14 protein-coding genes and 1 pseudogene are annotated in these 17,855 nt (G+C 72.3%); 10 read left to right on the forward strand and 5 right to left on the reverse strand.

The window, feature by feature from the left end; translation table 11 throughout:
* Positions 1-6: 6 nt before the first annotated feature.
* A pseudogene (locus KLI87_RS40240) lies at positions 7-2,046 on the forward strand (alpha-(1->3)-arabinofuranosyltransferase family protein); the annotation flags it as partial.
* Between the two features lie 2,086 nt (positions 2,047-4,132).
* Here KLI87_RS40240 and KLI87_RS40245 read toward each other — a convergent pair.
* Together KLI87_RS40245 and KLI87_RS21940 are read right to left on the reverse strand one after the other, a co-directional pair.
* Positions 4,133-5,356 carry an acyltransferase gene (locus tag KLI87_RS40245; protein ID WP_246249551.1) on the reverse strand — a complete coding sequence of 408 codons (1,224 nt, stop codon included), beginning with the start codon at positions 5,354-5,356 and terminating at the stop codon, positions 4,133-4,135.
* On the reverse strand, positions 5,353-6,114 hold the full coding sequence (locus tag KLI87_RS21940) for a class I SAM-dependent methyltransferase (RefSeq protein ID WP_156215766.1): 762 nt from the start codon (positions 6,112-6,114) through the stop codon (positions 5,353-5,355). The genes KLI87_RS40245 and KLI87_RS21940 overlap by 4 nt, the downstream gene beginning before the upstream one ends.
* 157 nt (positions 6,115-6,271) lie before the next feature.
* Between KLI87_RS21940 and KLI87_RS21945 the strand changes: the two genes are divergently transcribed.
* Positions 6,272-7,261 carry a DUF3068 domain-containing protein gene (locus tag KLI87_RS21945; RefSeq protein ID WP_214618454.1) on the forward strand — a complete coding sequence of 330 codons (990 nt, stop codon included), beginning with the start codon at positions 6,272-6,274 and terminating at the stop codon, positions 7,259-7,261.
* A 4-nt stretch (positions 7,262-7,265) separates the two neighbouring features.
* Here KLI87_RS21945 and KLI87_RS21950 read toward each other — a convergent pair whose 3' ends face one another.
* Both KLI87_RS21950 and KLI87_RS21955 read right to left on the reverse strand, forming a co-directional pair.
* On the reverse strand, positions 7,266-7,523 hold the full coding sequence (locus tag KLI87_RS21950) for a hypothetical protein (protein ID WP_156215768.1): 258 nt from the start codon (positions 7,521-7,523) through the stop codon (positions 7,266-7,268).
* A gap of 264 nt (positions 7,524-7,787) precedes the next feature.
* A complete protein-coding gene (locus KLI87_RS21955) occupies positions 7,788-8,939 on the reverse strand; it encodes a helix-turn-helix transcriptional regulator (protein WP_214618455.1) in 1,152 nt (383 codons plus the stop codon).
* A gap of 181 nt (positions 8,940-9,120) precedes the next feature.
* Between KLI87_RS21955 and KLI87_RS21960 the strand changes: the two genes are divergently transcribed.
* The 3 genes from KLI87_RS21960 to KLI87_RS21970 all read left to right on the forward strand — a co-directional run bounded on the left by KLI87_RS21960 (position 9,121) and on the right by KLI87_RS21970 (position 11,954).
* Entirely contained in the window at positions 9,121-9,591 is a 471-nt protein-coding gene (locus KLI87_RS21960; RefSeq protein WP_214618456.1) for a MarR family winged helix-turn-helix transcriptional regulator, read from the forward strand.
* Positions 9,592-9,860: 269 nt separating this feature from the next.
* On the forward strand, positions 9,861-10,232 hold the full coding sequence (locus KLI87_RS21965; protein ID WP_156215770.1) for a hypothetical protein: 372 nt from the start codon (positions 9,861-9,863) through the stop codon (positions 10,230-10,232).
* Between the two features lie 111 nt (positions 10,233-10,343).
* Positions 10,344-11,954, forward strand: coding sequence for a serine/threonine-protein kinase (locus KLI87_RS21970; protein ID WP_214618457.1), 1,611 nt, complete (start codon positions 10,344-10,346; stop codon positions 11,952-11,954).
* Here KLI87_RS21970 and KLI87_RS21975 read toward each other — a convergent pair.
* On the reverse strand, positions 11,921-13,138 hold the full coding sequence (locus KLI87_RS21975; RefSeq protein ID WP_156215771.1) for an MFS transporter: 1,218 nt from the start codon (positions 13,136-13,138) through the stop codon (positions 11,921-11,923). The two genes, KLI87_RS21970 and KLI87_RS21975, sit on opposite strands and share 34 nt — an antisense overlap.
* 80 nt (positions 13,139-13,218) lie before the next feature.
* On the opposite strand from KLI87_RS21975, the gene KLI87_RS21980 reads away from it, so the two are divergent.
* The 5 genes from KLI87_RS21980 to KLI87_RS22000 all read left to right on the forward strand — a co-directional run bounded on the left by KLI87_RS21980 (position 13,219) and on the right by KLI87_RS22000 (position 17,839).
* Positions 13,219-14,109: a LysR family transcriptional regulator gene (locus KLI87_RS21980; protein WP_156215772.1), complete on the forward strand. Its 891-nt coding sequence runs from the start codon at positions 13,219-13,221 to the stop codon at positions 14,107-14,109.
* Positions 14,110-14,114: 5 nt separating this feature from the next.
* Positions 14,115-14,882, forward strand: a complete 768-nt coding sequence (locus KLI87_RS21985) for an SDR family oxidoreductase (protein ID WP_214618458.1) — start codon at positions 14,115-14,117, stop codon at positions 14,880-14,882.
* Positions 14,883-14,900: 18 nt separating this feature from the next.
* Entirely contained in the window at positions 14,901-15,110 is a 210-nt protein-coding gene (locus KLI87_RS21990) for a hypothetical protein (protein WP_214618459.1), read from the forward strand.
* Positions 15,111-15,209: 99 nt separating this feature from the next.
* Entirely contained in the window at positions 15,210-15,557 is a 348-nt protein-coding gene (locus KLI87_RS21995; RefSeq protein WP_214618460.1) for a DUF6507 family protein, read from the forward strand.
* Entirely contained in the window at positions 15,554-17,839 is a 2,286-nt protein-coding gene (locus KLI87_RS22000) for a hypothetical protein (protein WP_214618461.1), read from the forward strand. Before KLI87_RS21995 ends, KLI87_RS22000 begins: the two co-directional genes overlap by 4 nt.
* Positions 17,840-17,855 lie beyond the last annotated feature (16 nt).

The raw sequence follows: 17,855 nt of genomic DNA on the forward strand, positions 1-17,855 counted from the left end.
GGCGGGATGGCGGTAAGAGAGGCGAACCCGCCGCGCGCGGAGACGTCGCCGCCCGCGCCCGCGGACGACGACCCGGCGGAACGGCTGCGCGAGCGGCTCCGCGTCCTCGCGTGCTGCCTGGCGCTGGCGGCGCTGTCGTTCGGCACCCGTCCCGGCGCGATCCTCGCCGACACCAAGATCGACATGGCGCTGGACCCGGTCGGCTTCCTCGGCCGCGCGCTGCACCCCTGGGACCCCGAGCAGTTCGGCCAGCTCCAGAACCAGGCGGTCGGCTACCTGTTCCCGATGGGCCCGTTCCACGCGCTCGGCGAGCTGGCCGGGCTGCCGCCGTGGATCACCCAGCGGGCATGGCTGGCGCTGCTGATGTGCCTGGCCTTCACCGGCGCCCGGCGCCTCGCCGGACGGCTCGGCCTCGGCACTCCGACGACGCGCCTGCTCGCCGCGCTCGCCTACACGCTGGCGCCGAACGGGCTCGCGACGCTCGGCCAGATCTCCTCGGAGTACATGCCGGTCGCGATGCTCCCGTGGATGGTGCTGCCGCTGGTCGCGGCGGCGTCGGGGGAGTGCGGGCGGGTCCGCGCCGCCGCCCGGTCGGGGCTGGCGGTCGCGTGCTGCGGCGGGATCAACGCGACCGCGACCGTCGCCGTCCTGGTCGTGCCGTTCCTGTACGTGGTGACCCGGCCGCGCGGGTCGTCCCGTCCGAGGCTGCTCGCGTGGTGGTCGGGCGCGGTCGCGGCGGCGAGCGCGTGGTGGCTGGTCCCGCTGCTGCTCACGGGCCGGTACGGGTTCTCCTGGCTGCCCTACACCGAGCGGGCGTCCACGACGACCGGGCCGACGGGGCTGGTCAACGTGCTGCGCGGCGCCGAACGCTGGGTCAACTACCTGGTCGTGGACGGCCAGGTCTGGTGGCCGGTCGGGCACGGGCTCTCGATGGACCCGCTGCCGATCCTGTGCACGGGCGCGGTCGCGGCGCTCGGCCTCGCCGGGCTGCTTCATCGACCGCTGCCCGAGCGGACTTTCCTGCTCCTCGTCCTGCTCACCGGCGTCGCGATCCTGTCGGCCGGTCATGCCGGTGACGTGCCGGGGCCGCTGGCGTCCTCGACCCGCGACCTGCTGGACGGCCCGCTCGGCCCGCTGCGCAACCTGCACAAGTTCGACGCGGTCGTGCGGCTGCCGCTGGCGCTCGGGCTCGCCGCCCTGCGCTTTCCCCGGGTCGCGCAGTTTCCCCGGGTCGCGCGGTGGCGGGAGTTGGTGAGCGCTCCGGCCGCGGCGTTCGTCGCGCTGGGCGGGGTCGGCGCGACGGCGCTCTCGCACGGGCTGTCCGGGCCGGGCGACTTCAAGGAGGCTCCCGGTTACTGGCGGGACGCGGCGGCCTGGCTGAACGCGCGCGCCGGGCACGAGGGCGTGCTGGCCCTGCCGGGCACGCCGTTCGGCGAGTACCTGTGGGGCCGTCCGATGGACGACGTCATGCAGCCGCTCCTGGACGCGCGATGGGGCGTGCGGCAACTCGTCCCCGTCGGTTCGCCCGGATACACGCGTGTGCTGGACGCCGTCGACCGCCAGACCCGCACGGGGCGGCCTTCCCCCGGGCTGGCCGCGTTCCTGGGACGGATGGGCGTCCGTTACGTCCTGGTCCGCAACGACCTGCGGCGGGAGACGCTGCGCGGCGCCGTGCCGTCGCGGCTGCACCAGGCTTTGGACGGCTCGCCCGGCCTGCGGCGGGCCGCCGCGTTCGGCGGTCCGGTGGGCGGGGACCTCGTCGACGACGCCGTGTCCGCCGTGGACCAGCCGCGTCCGGCGCTGGAGGTCTACGAGGTCGCCACGCCCGGCATCGTGACGTTGGCGGACGCGTCCCGTCCGGTGCGGGTGTTCGGAGGTCCGGAGTCGCTGCTGCCGATGGCGGACGACGGCGCTCTGCCGCGCGGGCCCGTGCTGATGAACGACGACGCGCCCGACCTGCGCGGGACGACGGTGGTAACGGACTCGCCCCGGTTGTCGCGCCGCGCTTACGGCGAGTTGCACCAGTCGTCGCCGACGCTGTCGGCGGCCCAGGGCCGCGAGGCGACCGATGTCCTGGACACCGGCTGGGACCGCTACACCACTCACGCCGCTTACGGCGGCGGCGTCCGCGACGTCACGGCGTCCAGCTCGCTCGGGGGTGACGACGTGATCCCGCAGGCCCGCGAGCCGGGATCGGTCCCGTTCGCGGCGCTCGACGGCGACCCGGCGACGGCGTGGCGGACCGGCGGCTGGGACGGCCCGGTCGGCCAGTGGCTCCGCGTCGACTTCGACGGGCCCCGGGAGGTGGGGTCGCTGACGGCCGCGTTCGTCGCTTCGGGGCCCCCGGTCGCGCGGGTCGCGGTCGAGACCGAGCGGGGGGCGGTGGAGCAGGCCGTCGGCGGTGGCCAGGGGCTTCGCGTGCCGGACGGGCCGACCCGCTGGGTGCGGCTGCGGATCACCGGGCTCGCGTTCGCGGCCGTCGCGCCCGCGCTCACCAGCGCCGGTGTCTCCGAGCTGTCGATCGGCGGCCTGGAACCGGCCCGCTCGTTCACGCTCCCCGCGCCCGCCGGGGCCGCCGCCTACGTGATGGGCCGGGCGCCGGACGCCGCGTCCGCCTGCATGAAGGGCAGCCTGCGGTGGGTGTGCTCGCCGTCCCTGGGCGCCGGGGACGAGGAGGGAACGGGCTTCGACCGGACGTTCGTCTCCGCGACACCCCGCCCCGTGCCGCTCACCGGGACGGCCGTGCTCACCGACCGGCGCCTCATCGACCGCTACACGGCGCCCAAGGGGCGGACGGCCGTCACCGCGAGTTCGGCCCTGACCGCTCACCCCGCAGACCAGGCGCGCTCGGCGTTCGACGGCGACCCCGCGACGGCGTGGATCTCCGGCGAGCGGGACCGGGCGCCGGAGCTGACCGTCCGGTGGAAGGGACGCAGGCGGGTCTCGGCGGTGACGGTCACGCGCCCGCCGGGCGCGTCGGGGCCGGTCCGGGTGCGGGTCGAGGGAGGAGGCGGCGAGACGCGCGAGGTCCTGTCGGACGCGGCGGGCAGGCTGACGTTCGCGCCCCTGGCCACCGACCGCCTCACGCTCGCCTTCCGCAGGGACCGGCGCCTCCAGCCGGTGCAGATCACCGACCTGGCCGTGCCGGGCGTGCGGCCGCTCGGCGGTGCCGCCGCGGCCCCGCTGGCGCTGCCGTGCGGCTCCGGGCCGGAGGTGAGGCTCGGCGGCGCGGGGGCGCAGGCGGACGTGGCGACCAAGGCGACCGGCAGGCTCGGTGACCTGCTCACGGGCCGCCCGCTGCGGTTCACGGCCTGCGGACGGCCGCGCCTGGTCGCCGGGCCGAACCGCCTGACGGTCGCGCCGCTCGGGCCTTTCCGCGTGGACACCGTCACCGTGGGCGGCGACATCGTGGGCGGCGACACCGTGGGAGGCGCCGCCGCCGGCGAGGCCGCGCCGCGTCCGGTCGCGGTGCGGAGCTGGGGCCCCGGCTCCCGGACGGTCGAGGTCGCCGCCGCCGAACGCTCGTTCCTCACCGTCAACGAGAACTTCAACGCCGGATGGCAGGCGACCATCGGCGGCACGGAACTGCGGCCGGTCCGGCTGGACGGATGGAAACAGGGCTGGCTGGTGCCCGCCGGGACGAGGGGCACCGTCCGGCTCACCTACGGACCCGACCGCGCACAGCGCGCCGCGATCGTCGCCGGCCTGGGCGTGCTCGCCCTGCTGGTGCTGGTCGCGGCGTCGCCGGGCGGGCGGCGCGACCCGGTCGCGGGTGCCACCGGGACGGGCTGGCCCGCGTGGGCCGCGATCGGGCTCGCCGCCGCGCTCGGCCTCTGGATCGCCGGACCGGCCGGGCTCGCCGTCGCCGCCGCGTCCGCCGCCGCATCCGGGTGGGCCCGCACCCGCGGCTCCCGCCCCGCCCGCGCCCTGGCCTCACCCTGGGCGATCGCCGTCCCCATGCTCGCCGGGACGGCCTGCCTCGCCGCCGGGGCCTGGCTGAACCGGCTCGGCAACCCGGGCGCTCCGTCCGGCGTGCTCGGCGACGTCGCGCCGCAACTGCTCGGCGTCGCCGTCGCCGGACGCCTCGCCGCCGAACTGTGGCGGCCCCGCCCGTCCGGCGGCCGGATCGAACTCAGCTGGACGGCGCCGGTGCCGACCGCTCCCGATCACGACGAGGAACGCGGCGCATCCCCAGCCTCCGCACCGGCTCCTCCACCAGGTACAGGCTCAGCGTCGCCGCCGCGATGGCCGCCGCCGCCATCAGCGGCAGGTCCGTGGCCACCTCCCCCCGGAACAGCCGGTCCGTCCCCTCGTACCAGCCCACGATGATCAGCATCTGCCACAGGAACACGCCGTAGGAGATCCGGCCGAGGAACCGGGCGACCGGGTTGCCGAGGACCGCCTCCAGCCCCGGATGGCCGGGCGGCGCGAGCGCGACCGGCGCGACCAGCGCCGCCGCGCACAGCCCGCTCAGGACCAGGTCGAGCAGCGACGTCCAGAGCACGTCGGGCGTCTGGAGGTCGATGGGGCCGGTCACTGGAGTGGAGACGATGACGTAGAGCATCGCCGCCGCCGTCCAGCAGGCGATCCACGAGTCCGCGACGGCGCGGCAGAGCGCGGCCACCGGGCGCCGCTCGTCCAGCCGCGCCCAGACCGTGACGACCGCGAGCGCCATCCCGATCGCGAACCACGCGAAGTAGCGGGGGAGCCACAGCCCCATTTGCGAATGCGTGCCAGATGCGAACACCAGGGCGGTGAAGGGCGCCGACAGCGCCGCGTACACGCCGATCGCGCACAGCAGCCGCCGGGCCCGCGCCCCGACGTCGTCCGCCGGTCCGCGCCGCGCGTACCAGCCGAGCAGTGCCGCCGTCGGGGGCAGCAGCAGATACCAGGCGACCTCGACCGCGAGGCTCCACACCTGCCCGAGATGCGCGGGCCCGAGGTCGCCGTTCCACCAGTGATTCGGGAGATAGGTCTGGGTAAGCGTGAGAAGCGCGCCCCAGGTAACGGGATCGCCGATATGCCCGCGCCCGGCCGTGACCATATAAACGATGACCAGGGCCCAGTAGGCGGGCAGAATCCGCAGCGCGCGCTTGCGGAAATAGACGCCCGCCTTAGGCGTGGAACCGCCCAGGGCGGCGGCGGCCCAGGGGCGGTAGAGCAGCAGTCCCGACAGCGTGAAGAAGATCGGGACCCCGATCTGCCCGCCGTTGTAGAGCCAACCCGTCCCGGACGGATTCAGGAGCGCGCCCGCCGAACTCGCCACATGGAACACCAGGACGGCCAGCGCGGCGACCGCCCGAAGCCCGTCCAAGGTGTTCTGGTGCCCCGACACCGGCGGCGCCCCGGCCTTCATATCCCGACGCCCCTCTTGCGCAGAACCAGGACGAGATTCCATGTCGCGACCTCCCGCAGACCCGGGACCCGCACGACGCCCTCCGCCCAACGCGGGTGGTAGCGCGGCACGGCGTCCAGGACGCGGACGTCCTCCCGCGCACGGGCCCACGCCAGCGCCGCCGACACCGACACGGGATGCAGGCTGTGGCCGAACCGGTTCTTGGGCGGACGCCCCGTCCGGCGCTCGTACCTGCGTGCCGCCCGGTCGCCGCCCAGATAATGCCAGGGCGACGTCTCGTGCCCGCCCCACGGCGACAGCCAATTGGTGAACGACAGGAAGACCGTGCCGCCCGGCCGTGTCACCCGCACCATTTCCGCCGCCATTCGCCACGGGCCGGGAACATGCTCCAGCACATTGGACGAGAAGCAGACGTCGGCGCTGCCCGTCCTGAACGGAAGGGCGAGGGCGCTCGCGACCAGAGAACCCGCGCCGGGCGTCCCGTGCGCGGTCATCTCGGCCACATCGTGGTCGATTCCCACGCACCGCGCACCGGCCGCCGTCAACGCGCGCGCGAAGAAACCGGAACCCGTGCCCACGTCGATGACGGTGGCGCCGTCCAGATCGGTGTACATGCTCAGTTGCGCGACGGTGTCGCGGGCCATCAACGCGTAGAAGGACTCCGGGTCCCGCTGCTCGTGCCGGAACGCGGTCAACAACCGCACCGACCGCGCCAGCGTGGCCCGATGCCGCTGCGACGCGGGGGACGCCGATGCCATGGGGCACCTCACGGGGACTCTGGGCGTGGACGTACGGCGGAGCCTATCCGCCCGGATCCCCGCCGGACAGAACACTGCCTGACGACCTGACGGGTCCGGTAACCTACCCGCTGCCGCCGGACGCGGCGCCCGGCGGCGGCGTCCTCCGGAGGTGCGCATGCGGCGGTCCGTCGGCTTGGTCCTGGTGGCCGTGGGCGCGTTCTTCCTCACGCTCGCGCCCCTCGTCCGCTACTACGTGGCCGACCGGGTGGCGGTCGCGCCGCTGAACCGGTACGAGACGACGCGGTTAGAGGCGTCCAACGCCGCCTACTTCGACGGCGCGACGCTGAAGCTGCGCAACGGAGTCTCGCTCGTCGCGATCAACACGATCCGCGGTGACGTCCGCGCCAACGGCGGCGACGACCGCATCGCCGTCTGGGACTCCACCACCAACATCTACGACAGCGCCACCCCCGGCAGGCCCGTCCAACTCCAGGGCCACCGGATCGCCTTCGACCGCCGGACCGCCCGCCTCGTCAACTGCTGCGGCGCCAACGCCGACGGCGACAACACCGTCCGGATGTCGGGCTACGGGCTGCTGTTCCCGCGCACCGGCGTCCACCGGCGCGACTACCCGTTCTTCGACATGGCGACCAAGCGGCCGGCGCCGATGCGCTTCAACGGGGTCGAGGAGGTGCGGGGCCTCACCGCCTACCGCTTCACCCAGCACGTCCCGCTCACCAGGACGGCCGCGCTCGACACCAAGGTCCCCGCCAGGCTGCTCGGCCTGGACGGCGCCGACCGGGAGGTCGACCGCTACACCGAGGCGTACAACACGGTCTGGGTCGACCCCCGGACGGGCATCCCGGTCAAGCACCGCGAGAACGTCCGCGCCACCGTCCAGACCCCGGACGGCAAGGGCCGGATGGTCGTGACGCAGGCCGACTTCGTCACCGTCCCGCAGGACCAGCGGGCCCTCGTCGACACGGCCGACGCGACCGCGATCCGCGTCGCCCTCGTGCGCGCCTACGTCCCGGCCGGTGCCGTCGTGCTCGGGCTCGTCCTGCTCCTCGTCGGCGGCTACTTCGGCCTGGTCCGCGGCGAGCCGTCCGCGCCCTCGGCGTCCCGCCGTCCGGACGGCAGGTTCGGCGCGGCGGCCCGCGCCTAGCGGGTCAGAAGCGGGCCAGCCACGACAGGACGCGCGCGAGCAGGTAGTAGGCGGCGCCCGCGATGGTCCAGTTGATGTAGAGCTGTTCCTCGCGATCGTTCCGCGTGAACATGTCGTGGAAGGGCGTCGCGAGCCACCGGCCCGCGTCGAGCACGGCGTCCACGACGCCGTTGCTCGGATTGGCGTCCGCCCAGGTCAGCAACATCCCCAGTCCGAGAACCGCGACGGCGGCCCAGCCGGCCGCCAGGATCATCGTGCTCACCGGATTGGTCCTGCTGCTCCACCAGTGGTGCGATCTCCGCCTGTGCACCGCGGGCTTGTCGGCCACGGTGGTGCTGGTGGACTCCTTCGCCGTGCCTGTCCTGCGGTCCATCATCCACCGAGGCCGGTACCGCCGCCTCGCCGGAGCGTGCCGCTTGCGTCCAAGGTGCAGGGCCATGACGGTCATTCCTCTCATGAGGTGTTCGCGTCCTGCTGTCCCTCACCACCCGCCCCGCAAACCGCCCCCCACCTTTCGGACACCCCGTTAAGCGGTCTGTGGCACGACCGAACGCAGGTACTCCCGCGCGTGGCGCATCACCGGCACGTGCGCCCACCGCCTGGAGGAGGCGAGTATCTCCGCCACGCGCGCAGTGGTCCGCGCGGACGAGACGAACGGCAGAGCACGCGCCAACTCCTCCATCCGGACCGCCGCCAGCGCGGGATCCCCGGCCCGCAGCGCGGCCTGCGCCTGCCTCCCCACATACTGGGCCTGGAAAAGGGGTGACCATTCCCCGATCCGGGCCGCCGCCTCGCCCAGCAGTTCCCCGGCCCGGTCGTACTGCCGGAGCCGTCCGAACCCGATGCCGACATCCCCGGTCAACGCGGCCCGGGAGAACGCCGGGAGCCTTTCACAACCCAGCGCGTGCTCCAACGCCTCGCGCGAGGCGGCTTCCTGGCCGGGAATGGGCGCCAGGGCCCGGCCGAGGCGCATGTTGAGCGACGCCCTCTGCGAATGCGACACGTCCCGGACGGAGAGGCCGTGCCGGGCGTAGGCCACCCCGCGTCCCCAATCCCCCTGGTAGGAGGCGACCCTGCTCAGCGTGTCGAGCACCTGCGCCTTGGTCTCGGTGCGCGGTGAACGGTCCGCGAACCCGAGCCCGAACTTTCCGGCCCTCTCCGCGTCCGCTATTCGTCCCGCGTCGTACAGAACCAGGGCGACCTGATCACTCAGGGTCGCGGCCGCGTCCATGAGCGCGGCGTTCTCGGGCTCGCCCATCGCGGCGCGCCGCGTCCGCGCCATATGCCCCAACGCGTCGTCCACCAGCGGAACACCGCCGAGCTCATACCGCCGATGCGCGAGCGACTTCGCGACGCCCCGCACATACCCGGCGTCCTGAAAAGGACTGGCCGAATCGGACGAAACAAAGATCAGTGAAGCGGCCCCGGGCAAGAACATGGTCGTGAACTCGCGACGCTCCAAGGGACCTTCCTCCTCTGCCTTGGGCGTTATCCGCACCTGCCAGCCTACGCGAGCCAGATATCCGATCACCTTGCCGATGGCGACATCGCGCTTGCGGTTGACCAGTTGGGAGACGAATGCCTGGGATATACCCAGTTTGCGGGCCAGGCGGGACTGGCTCCAGCCTCGGCTCTCCATGATCAGGACGAGGGCGTCGGGAAGGTTCGTCGCTTCCATTCGGTCAATGTATAACCTAAAGCGAAGATCTACATACGGAGAGTGAAAATCGGCCATGGCGGCTCGTCCGGCCTGGCCGGAGGGTGGTTGAGGGCGCCGCGTCGCGGACCTAGACTCTCCTGGTAAGAGTCGCTCTTGATGAGTGTTTCTCTAAGCTAGAGATGATGGAAGAGGTGGAGGCGTGACGACCCCGGAGCGCGCGCGGATGGCGGACGAGCTGCAGATGGAGACCCAGCGCGGCACGATGTTCACGGTGCTGCTGCATCACGCCACCGCGAGCAAGGCGGGCATGAACGTCACCGACGCGCAGTGCGTGAACGCGCTGTCGCTCGACGGCCCGCAGACCCCCGGGCAGCTCGCGCAGCTCATGGGCATCACGACGGGCGGCGCCATCACCGCCGTGATCGACCGGCTGGAGAAGGCCGGATACGTCCGGCGCACCCGCGACCCCGACGACCGCCGCCGGGTGATCGTCGAGCCGGTCGAGGAGAACCTCGCCCGCTTCGGCCGCTACTTCGCGCCGATCGGCCGCCACTCCCAGGAGCGGCTGGAGGGTTACAGCGACGAGCAGATCGCGTTCCTGCTGGAGTGGATCCGCGCCAACAACGCCATGATGCCGAAGGTCATCGAGGAGATCCGCAACCTCCCCTGACGCGGCCGGGCATGTGTCCGGGGACGGTCGCGGCGGTCCCCCCGGCCACGACGGCCGTCCCCGGAGTCTCCGTCTCGGAAGTGGTGCCCGTCCCCGGATCCGTGCCTATAGGTCGGCAGCACACCCGGACCAGCCCCTTAGCGGGCAGAACGCCGAGATGGCGACATCGCAGACCCTGACCGATATGCGGGCCGTCACACCGATCGGCTGGGTGACCTCTGTCACAGGCCGTGCGCGGGAACGATCCGGCCACCTGTCAGACTGCAACCATGACCGACTCGTCACGCGCGGCCCGCGGGCTCGCCGCGTTCATGGCCGGGATGGGGGCGGCGCACCTGATCGTCCCGCGCCCGTTCGACGCGCTGGTACCGAGTCGGCTTCCCGGCCGCGCGCGGTTCTGGACCTTCGCCAGCGGCGCGTCCGAACTGGTCTGCGCCGCCGCCATCGCCCATCCCCGCACCCGCAAGAAGGGCGCGCTCGCCACGGCGTGGCTGTTCGCGGCGGTCTTCCCTGCGAACCTCAAGATGGCGCGCGACTGGCGGACCCGGTCCCTGCCGCTGCGAGCCGTCGCCTACGGCCGCCTCCCGCTCCAGGTCCCCCTGGTCGCCTGGGCTCTCCGCGTGGCGCGCGAAGCCGACTGACCGCTCGCGGCGTGCGTTGTGGAGGGAAACGGCGCAATCCGCCGTGTGAAGGCCCGGGGCGCTTGGACGAAATGAGATCATTCCGGCCATGCGTGGAACACGAACGGGCCGGTGACCGTGGAGCCATTGCGTCCTGAGGACCCGTCCGACATCGGCGGCTACCCGCTGCTGGCCCGCCTCGGCGCGGGCGGCATGGGGCAGGTGTATCTGGGGCTCACCGGCGGCGGACGGCACATCGCGCTCAAGGTGATCCGCGAGGACTTCGAGGGGCCGCAGGCGCTGGCCCGGTTCCGCCGCGAGGTGCAGACCGCCGAGCGGGTGCGCAGCCGGTCCGCGGCGGCGATGGTCGGCGCCGGGCTCGACACACCTCCCTACTGGCTGGCCACCGAGTACGTCCCGGGGCCGACGCTCAGGCAGGCCGTCACCGTGCACGGCCCGATACCGCCCGACACATGCCTGCGGCTGCTGGGCGCGCTCGCGGCCGGCCTGCTGGAGATCCACCGGCAGGGCGTCCAGCACCGCGACCTCAAGCCGGGCAACGTGATCCTGGCGCCGGACGGGCCGCGCCTCATCGACTTCGGCATCGCGCGCGGCGAGGGCCAGACGCAGATCACCCAGACCGGCGTGTGGAACGGTACGCCCGGATATGTCGCGCCCGAGGTCGTCCGCGAGCAGGAGCCCGTCCCCGCGTCGGACGTGTTCTCGCTGGCCGGCACCATCGCCTACGCCGCCACCGGACGCCCGCCCTTCGGCGGCGGGCGGATCGAGGCGATCCTGCACCGGACGCTGAGCGGCGACATCGACCTGGACGGCGCCGACCCGCGCGTCGCCGAACTCGTCGCGCTGTGCGCCGCGAAGGACCCGGCCGACCGCGCCTCGCTCGAACGGGTGCTCCAGCTCACCGCCCCCTACGGCACGCTCGCCGCCGACCCCGCGTACCGGCGGCTGGTGGGCGTGCTACCGCCGCTACCCGCCGACGTGCGGGAGGCGGTCACGTCCGGGCTCGTCCCGCCCGGCCGCACCCAGGCGCCGGCCGGCATGCGCGGCGGATCCCGCGCCGTCATCATCGCGGCGGCCGCGGCGGTGGTCGCGGTCGTGCTGGCGGGCTCGCTGACGGCCCGCTACCTGATGGACGGCGGGGACGCGGCGGAGAACCCGTCCGGCGGATCGCCGGAGCAGGGGGGCGGGCGGTCCGGCACCCCGGCCGCGAAGGGCGGCACCTCGCCCGCGACCGGCGCCGCGCGGTCGCCGGGCGGCCCTCCGCCGGACGTGATCCTGCTGAAGGAGCCCACCGACGAGTTCGACGAGGTCCGGTGGACCAAGGCGAACTTCAACTGCCAGCCCGCCGTCCGTCCCGATGACATGCGGTACGCGAACGACCTCCAGACGTCCGCGCCGCGCCAGCCGTACGCCGCGCCCACCGTGGACATCGGCATGAGGTTCAAGTACGCGCGGCCGTCCGGCTACTACCTGGCCGCCGAGATCCGCCCGCCCGCGGAGCAGCAGGGGAACGGCGTCACCGGAGTCGTCAGGAGCAAGCCGCATCTGTACCCGAAGGGCGAGAGCGGGCTAACGCTCCACTACCCGGCCGATTTCAAGTGGGAGGGCTCCGGTAGCGAGGCGTATCCGCTGATGAAGGGCGACTGGACGGTCATCTGGCTGCACGTCCGCGCCAACGGCGACGCCTACTACCTGGGCTGCGACGGTTTCACCGCCCGCTGATCGCCGGGCATGCGGACGGCGGCCAGGAGCGCGACGGCGAGCAGGGCCAGAACGTACAGGCTCGTCCCGTCCCAATGCCCGCTCTCGTAGGCGAAGCCCCCGGTGGTGCCGCCGATGCTACTGCCGAGGTAGTAGGAGAACAGGTAGAGCGCGGACGCCTGCGCGCGGGCGGACGCGGCGCGCCGCCCGATCCAGCCGCTCGCCACGGAGTGGGTCGCGAAGAACCCCACGGTGAAGATCAGCAGACCCAGTCCGACGAGCGGCAGGACGGGCGGCACCGTCAGCACCAGCCCCCCTCCCGCCAGCAGCAGCGCGCCGACCAGCACCTTGCGGCGGCCCGCCCGGTCGGCGAGGTGACCCGCGCGGGCGGAGGCGACCGAGCCCGCGAGGTTCGTCACGGCGATCAGGCTCGCCACCTCCTGCGGGAGATGGAACGGTCCGTCCAGCAACCGGTAGGTGAGGAAGTTGTAGACGGTGACGAACCCGGCCATCGCCGTCATCGCGATCAAATACAGGCGCCGCAACCCCGGATCGGAGAGGTGGGTGAGCAGCGGCCGGTAACCCATCCGGGACGGGCGAAAGAAGCGCGACTGCGGAAGCAGCAACCAGAACGCGACCGTGAACACCAGGGCGAGCACCGCGGTGACGCCGAGGGCCCAGCGCCATCCGGCGAAGCCCGCCACGACGCCGGGGACGAGGCGTCCGAGCACGCCGCCGATGGCGGTCCCGGCGACGTAGCGGCCCATCGCGCCGCCGAGGTGCGCGCCGTCCACCTCCTCGGCGAGGTAGGCCATCGCGACGGCGGGCACCCCGGCGAGCGCGAGCCCCTGGACGGTGCGGACGGCGGCGAGCTGCCCGAACGTCGAGCACACCGGGATCAGCAGTCCGACCAGCGCCGACGCGACGGATGAGACGATCATGACGCGGGTCCGCCCGAACCGCTCCGACAGCGAGCTGACCGGGATCACCGCGAGCGCCAGCGCGCCCGTGGACAGCGACACGAGCAGGCTGGCGCGCGCCGGTGAGACGCCGAACCCCTCCGAGAGCTCCGGCAGCAGCGCCTGCGTGCAGTAGAGCGACATGAAGGTGGTGAGCCCGGCCGCGAACAGCGCGAGGTTGACGCGGCGCAGGCCGGGGGAGCCGGGCCGGTGGCGCGCGCGAGCGTCCGGAGGGGCGAGGGTCATGGGATACAGCCTCAACGCGAAAAAGTCATGCGTCCAATGAAAGTTTGCTTCCTCGTTGATGCGCGCTCATCATGAGTCGTATGGATCTGGTGACGGTGCGGTGGTTCCTCGCCGTCGCGGAACTCGGGCATGTGACGAACGCCGCGACGGAACTGCGGGTTTCGCAGCCCGGCCTGTCCCGCGCGATCGCCCGGCTGGAGCGCGAGTTGGGCGTCCCGCTGTTCGACCGCGCGGGCCGAGGCGTCGTCCTCAGCCGCTACGGGGAGGTCTTCGCCGAGCACGCCCGCCGCCTCGTCGCCGAGGAGGAACTGGCCCGCCGCGCCCTCGCGCAGGCCGCCGACCCCGAGCGCGGCGAGGTGTCGCTGGCCTTCCTGCACACCCAGGGGCCCTCCTTCGTGCCCGACCTCATCCGCCGCTACCGGCTCGACCACCCCGGGGTCACGTTCCGGCTCAGCGAGGGCCGCTCCGAGCGCATCCTGGGAATGATCCTGGACGGGAGCGCCGACCTCGCCATCACGAGCCCCTGCCCGGACGACGCGTCCCTGGTCTGGCACCCGCTCGTCGTCGAACGCCTCCAACTCGCGGTCCCCGCGGGCCACCGCCTGGCGGGCCGCCGCCGCGCGAGCGTGCGCGACGTCCTGGACGACCCGTTCGTGGCGTTCCTCAAGGGCGCCGGCCTCCGCGTGATCGCGGAGGAGCTGTTCCGGCTCGCGGGCGCCCGCCCGAAGATCGCCTTCGAGGGCGAGGAGACCACGACCGTGCGCGGCCTGGTCGCCGCCGGACTCGGGGTCGCGGTCGTGGCGCCGCTCCGTCCGGACGAGGAGGTCCCGGGCGTCCGGCACATCACGCTGGAGGAGCCCGCCGCCGTCCGGACGATCGGGCTGGCCTGGGCGCGGGCCCGCACCCGTCCTCCGGCCGTCGAGGGGTTCCGGAGGTTCGTGACAGGCGGAGATCACCCGCCGATACAGTGACCCGCATGCACACGGGCCTACAGGGAAAGACCGCGCTGGTCACCGGGGCGTCCCGGGGCATAGGAAAGGCGATCGCCACCGCGCTCGCCGCCGAGGGCGCGTCCGTCGTGCTGTCGTCCCGCAGACAGGAGGCGCTGGACGAGGCGGCCCGCGAGATCCGCGCCGCGCACCCCGGCGCCCGCGTCCTGGCCAAGGCCGCCCACGTGGCCCACCGCGACGAGGCCGAGTCCTGCGTGGACGCCGCGATCACCGAGTTCGGCGGCCTCGACGTCCTGGTCAACAACGCCGGGACCAATCCCTACTACGGCCCGATGGCCGACATCGACCCCGCCGCCGCAGCGAAGACCGTCGAGGTCAACCAGTTCGCGCTCGTGCAATGGACCCAACTCGCCTGGCGCGCGTCCATGCGCGAGAACGGCGGCGCCATCGTGAACATCGCCTCCGTGGGCGGCATGGTGACCGAGCACGGCATCGGCTACTACAACGCCACGAAGGCGGCGGTCATCCACCTCACCCGCCAGTTCGCGATGGAACTCGCCCCGTCCGTCCGCGTCAACTGCATCGCCCCGGGCCTGATCAGAACCGCCCTGGCCCGCGCCCTGTGGGAGAACAAAGAAGACCAGATAGCCGCGTCGACACCCCTGGGCCGCATCGGCGCCCCCGAGGACATAGCGAACGCCGCCCTCTTCCTGGCAGGCGAAACCGCATCCTGGATGACAGGCCAAACCCTGGTAGTAGACGGCGGCACCACAATCCGCCCCACCCTCATCTGACCGTGTGACGATGAACCCATGAAGTTCGAATACACGCCCTCCCCGGACGACGCCGCCCCCCAAGAGCCGCCGACCCCACTCGAAAGCATCACCGCCGCCACCCAGGCCATGAACGACGACCTGGCCATAATCACCGACCTCGCCGAGAACTTCGCTGCCGCTCCGGCGCCCCCGGCAGCCGCATCACCCCCGGTAGACTTCGACCCCTCCCGATTCCGCGCCCGCTAACGGACAACCGAAAAGCCTCACCCTGCGAAATTGATTTTCGTCGTCCTGAGGGCTGTTTTACGCTCGTCCCGGACGCTGCCAAACTGCGGGGGAGTGCCGGTGGCCATTCCGGGCTGGGACATCGAGATCACGGGCATACGCAGCGCGGTGGCCCGCACCATCGGCGCGATAGACCCTCTCGAAGGACACGCCAAGACCTACACCGACGCCCTCTACGACGCCGGGTACTCCTCCGGCAGCGACCGCGTCAAACAGGCGCTCGCCGGTTTCGGTGAACACCACCGGTACACGCTTCCCCTGGTGGTCGTCCGCACCTCGAACTGCATCCGCGCCGTCACCACGGCGACCAACGCCTACCTGCGCGCGGACGAGGAGATGGCCGAACGCGCCCAGCGCAACGCCCAGAAGGCGCCACGCGTGGCCGACCTGAGAATGCCGCGCAAGTGATCAACGCCAATGGCATCGAGCTCATGGCGGGCAGCCTCGACCCAGCCGGCGTCCAGGCCGAGTCCGCCCGCCTGCGCACCACCGCCACAGGCATCCGCGAAACGGGCGAGAACGTCGTCGACGCCTGGACGCACGGCCTGAACCCGCACGTCTACAGCGCTCCTGAGGGCGACCGGCTCCGCCTTGCGACGCGTCCCGTCCAGACGGAGACCGCGCAGTTCGCATGGCAGCTCTGGCAGGTGGCCGGCGCTCTCGCCGACTACGCCACGGAGATAGCCGCGATCAAAGCGCGCCTCCTCACCATTCTCGGAGAGGCCCGCTCGTTCCTGGCCCAGGCCGACCCCATGGGTGCGGAATGGCTCAAGGACGACGACATGGTCGAACGGAACAACGGCCTGGAGGCCCGAGCCCGAGCCCAGGCGGAAGCCCTCGCCGCCGCCGAGGAACGCTGCGCGAACAGGATCTACGCGGCCTACGGCGGGCACGCCCCGGGCCCCGTCTGCACCGCCGCACCCCCGTCGCCGCCACCCTGGGGAACCTCGGAGAAGGGCGACGACCCCTGGTACGAGGACGCCTGGCACGGCATGACCCGTTTCGGCCACGGCATGTGGGACGTGACCTGGGGCGCCTTCTCCACACTCGCTTTCGTCCAGGGCAAGGACAAGGCGCTGGACGCGTGGAAGGGCATGGGGAGATGGGCACTGGCGTCCGCCGTCGTCGGCATTCCCGGCGCCCAGGGCGCGCTGATGATCCCCTCCGTCCGCAACATCGTCTGGCGCGCCCACAAGGAGCAGGTCAAGGGCCTGACCGCCTGGGACGAATGGCGCAGGGACCCGGCCCGCGCCGGAGGCCAGGTATTCGGCAACCTCCTCCTTCTCGCCACCCTGAAGAAGACGGGCCCGAGGGCCACCACCGTCCTCGGCCGCGGCGCCCAGCAGGCGCTGAGGGGCGCCCGCTACCTGGACCCGATGACCGCCGTCCCGGCAGCCGCGATGAAGTCACTCGGCCTCGCCCGCCAGGTCGGCGACCTCATCAAGACCAGACTGCACACCGACATCCCCGAGATCGCCTCCCCGCCTCCCGCCACGTCCCGCCCGGGCCTACCTGAGTTCCGCGACCCCAACGGCGGCTTCGAACCGGTCAACCCGGGCCATCCCAAGGAGCCGTCCCTGACCGGAGCTCCCCATTCCCGCGGCCCCCAGGAGATCAACGGCTCCCACATCCCGCCATCCAACGACCCGCCGACCCCGGGAGAGAAGCCGCCTGCTGGCGGCGGACGGGAGAACGGTTCGGGCGCCGAAGCGCAACCGACCGATCCGACGAACGCTGGAAAGGAGCCGACCGGCCCCTCACAGGGTGAGCCCCCCACCCGCGATCCGGTGGAAAACGGCGGACAACCCGGTGACAAAGGCGGCGGCGAAAGCCACCAGACTCGGCCCGCCAACCCACCCGACCCCGAAACGACGTCGGCCCTTCGGCGAACGGGCCTCTCCGAGGAGGAGGCGCTGCGCCTACTCGGCCCGGACGACCGACGTGGTCTCCGCAGGCACCTCCTCAACCTGATCGACAAAGCCGGTCGGCAGAACCAGCCGACCCTGGCCGAGGTCGGAGGTGCGCTGCGCGACCTCGATTGGACGATGCACAGCGGCAAGCTGCACACTGACAGTTACGCCCAGCTCTTGGCGAACCTCGGTGGTGCCGCTGACGGAACCCAGTTCCGCCAGGCATGGGCCGAGATCGGCGCGGCGAGGGACGTGATCGAGCACGAGCCTCTCGCCCCCGGGACGCAGGTGTTGACCCATGCGAAAGCAGGGCACCCGCAAGACCTCGGGGACGGCACCCGAGTGGATATCAGCCCGATCGGTCAGGCGGATCTGCTGTATCGCACACACGATGGCGTGCTGCACGCGGACGAGGTCAAGCACAGCTTCAACGCGCTTCGCCAGAAGATCCAAGGCAGTCGGCAGCACAACAATTTGCTGGACTGGCGCGGGATGGATCCGGGGGAGCGTAATGTTGGATACAGAGTCATGGGGCAGGACAGGTGGATGAGAATCTTCGGTAAAGAGCCTGATCCATTCTTCCAGCTCTGGAGAGATGATGTTCCACTGACCGTCGGCGGCCGCAAGTACACGCCTGCCGAGCTTCTGCGCATCCGTGACGGCATAGAGAGTAGGATGCGTCGCTGGGTGGCGGAGAACCCCGGCCACCGCCCGAGCGAATTCTTTGATCTGCCGGAGTTGCGGACAGTGGAGAGTGCGATCAAGTATGTCTTTGAGTAATTCTGGTGAGAGCCGG

Source organism: Actinomadura sp. NEAU-AAG7 (genome assembly GCF_018603865.1).
In the GTDB taxonomy this organism is placed as follows: Bacteria; Actinomycetota; Actinomycetes; order Streptosporangiales; family Streptosporangiaceae; genus Spirillospora; species Spirillospora litoris.